The sequence below is a fragment of the Streptomyces sp. PA03-6a genome (genome assembly GCF_033792765.1).
Classification (GTDB): Bacteria; Actinomycetota; Actinomycetes; order Streptomycetales; family Streptomycetaceae; genus Actinacidiphila.
The window spans coordinates 1-2187 of the sequence record NZ_JARAVK010000514.1; the positions used below are offsets into that span (position 1 = coordinate 1).

The 2187-nt window shown below is 71.6% G+C and carries 3 protein-coding genes; all 3 read left to right on the forward strand.

Going from position 1 to position 2187, the window contains the following annotated elements; translation table 11 throughout:
- Positions 1-41 precede the first annotated feature (41 nt).
- From PV350_RS46180 to PV350_RS46190, 3 genes are read left to right on the forward strand one after another with little or no spacing between them, the layout of a single operon-like run.
- Positions 42-878 (forward strand): ABC transporter ATP-binding protein, encoded by an 837-nt coding sequence (locus PV350_RS46180; protein ID WP_499515120.1) that lies wholly within the window; start codon positions 42-44, stop codon positions 876-878.
- Complete coding sequence (locus PV350_RS46185) at positions 871-1587, forward strand: ABC transporter ATP-binding protein (RefSeq protein WP_500339259.1); 717 nt, start codon at positions 871-873, stop codon at positions 1585-1587. The genes PV350_RS46180 and PV350_RS46185 overlap by 8 nt, the downstream gene beginning before the upstream one ends.
- 30 nt (positions 1588-1617) lie before the next feature.
- Positions 1618-2157 carry a branched-chain amino acid ABC transporter permease gene (locus PV350_RS46190; RefSeq protein ID WP_500339260.1) on the forward strand — a complete coding sequence of 180 codons (540 nt, stop codon included), beginning with the start codon at positions 1618-1620 and terminating at the stop codon, positions 2155-2157.
- Positions 2158-2187: the final 30 nt, after the last annotated feature.

The following is a 2187-nucleotide window of genomic DNA, read 5'->3' on the forward strand; positions in this document are numbered from 1 at the left end:
GTCCCGTACCACCCCGCCGAACTCCCAAGGAAGGGTGACTGGTGGAAAGCCTCCTGCGCATCGACGGACTCGAGGTCTCCTTCGGAGGCCTGTCCGCGCTCGATGCGGTGTCCCTGTCGGTCCGGCCGGGCGAAGTGCTCGGCGTCATCGGGCCCAACGGGGCCGGAAAGACGACCCTGTTCAACGCGGTGTGCGGCTTCGTACGCCCGGCCGCCGGGACGCTGCACTGGCAGGACCGGGCACTGCCCTGGCCGCGGCCGCACCAGCTGGCCCGGCTCGGCATCGCCAGGACCCTGCAGGGTCTCGGGCTGTTCCCCCGGCTGACCGTGCTGGAGAACGTCATGGTCGGGGCGACCCGGCACGCGCGGGCGGGCTTCACCTCCGCCCTGCTGGGCCTGCCCCGCTCGGACCGCGACGAGCGCTTGCTGCGTCACCGTTCGCTGGCCGTCCTGCGCGAGCTCGGCGCGGAGGACGCCGCCGGCCGGCTCCCCGGCGAACTCCCCTACGGAGTGCAGAAGCAGGTGGCGCTCGCCCGGGCGCTGGCAGGTGAGCCGCGGCTGCTGCTGCTCGACGAACCGGCCTCGGGGCTGTCCGAGGACGGCATGCGCGACCTGGGCGAGGTCATCTCGGGGCTGCGCGAACGGATGTCGGTCATCCTCGTCGAGCACCACATGGACCTGGTCATGCGGGTCTGCGACCGGGTCCTGGTCCTCGACTTCGGCAAGGTCATCGCCTACGGCACCCCGGACGAGGTGCGCGACGACCCGCTGGTGACCGAGGCGTACCTCGGCGACGAGGTCACCGAGGGGACACCGGCGCCGGCCGACACCGCGGCACCGGCGGCGCCCGGTGCACGAGAGGAGTCCTCCCGTGCTTGAGGTCCGCGAACTCTCCGTCTCCTACGGCATGGTGCGGGCCCTGGACGAGGTGTCCCTCACCGTGGACCAGGGCAGCATCACCGCCGTACTCGGGGCCAACGGCGCCGGCAAGACCACGCTGCTGCGTACCGTCAACGGGCTCGTCCGGCCCCGCTCCGGCAGCGTCCTGCTCGACGGCACCGACATCACCCGGCTGCCCGTCGAGGAGGTCGTACGGCTGGGCCTGGCCCATGTGCCGGAGGGCCGCGGGGTCATCACCGAGCTGACCGTCCACGACAACCTCCGGCTGGGCGTCCTGTGGCGGAACCGGCGCGAGCGCAGGGCGCTGCAGTCCACCGGTCTGGAGGAGGTCTACGCCCTCTTCCCCGCGCTGGCCGAGCGGCGCGCACGGCTCGCGGAGACGCTCTCCGGCGGCGAACGGCAGATGCTCGCCATCGGCAGGGCGCTGATGACCCGGCCGCGGCTGCTGCTGCTCGACGAGCCGTCGCTGGGGCTCGCTCCCCGGGTCACCGCGCAGATCCTCGCGGTCCTGCGGGAGTTGCGGGAGCGGCAGGGGCTCACCGTGCTCCTGGTGGAGCAGAACGCGCGCAGCGCCCTGTCCGTCGCGGACCACGGCGTCGTGCTGAACCTGGGGCGGGTGGTCGCGTCCGACGCGGCCGCGAGCCTCGCCACCGCGGACGACCTCCGCCACGCCTATCTGGGGTTCTGAATGTACTTCATCAATCTGACACTGGGCGGGGTGAGCAGCGGCATCGTCTATGCCGCGGTCGCGCTGGCCCTGGTGCTCATCTGGCGGGCGACCCGGATCGTCAACTTCGCCCAGGGCGGCATGCTGATGATCACGACCTTCGTCGCCCTCGGCGTGATCAACGCGACCGGTTCGTACTGGCTCGGGCTGCTGGCCGCCCTCGTCTCGGGGTTCGTCCTGGGGGCGGTCGTGGAGCGGGTGCTGGTCCGCCCGGTCGAGAACGGGCCGCCGATGAACGCGGTGATCGTCACCCTCGGACTGCTGCTGTTCCTGCAGGCGGTGGCCGGGATGGTGTGGGGCGGCTCGCCGCGCTCCTTCCCGCCGCTGCTCGGCATCAAGGGCTTCACGGTGGGCGGCGCGAGGCTGCTGCTGTCGCCCTCGGACCTGTTCGTCATCGGGGCCGTGCTCGTGGTGATGGCGCTGCTCGTGCTGCTCTTCAGGGTCACCCCGGTGGGGCTGCGGATGCGGGCGGCGGCGTTCTCCCCCGAGGTGGCCCGGATGTTCGGGGTGCGGGTCGGGCGGTGTCTCTAAAAAAAAATTAACCAAGAAAGAAAAAGGAGG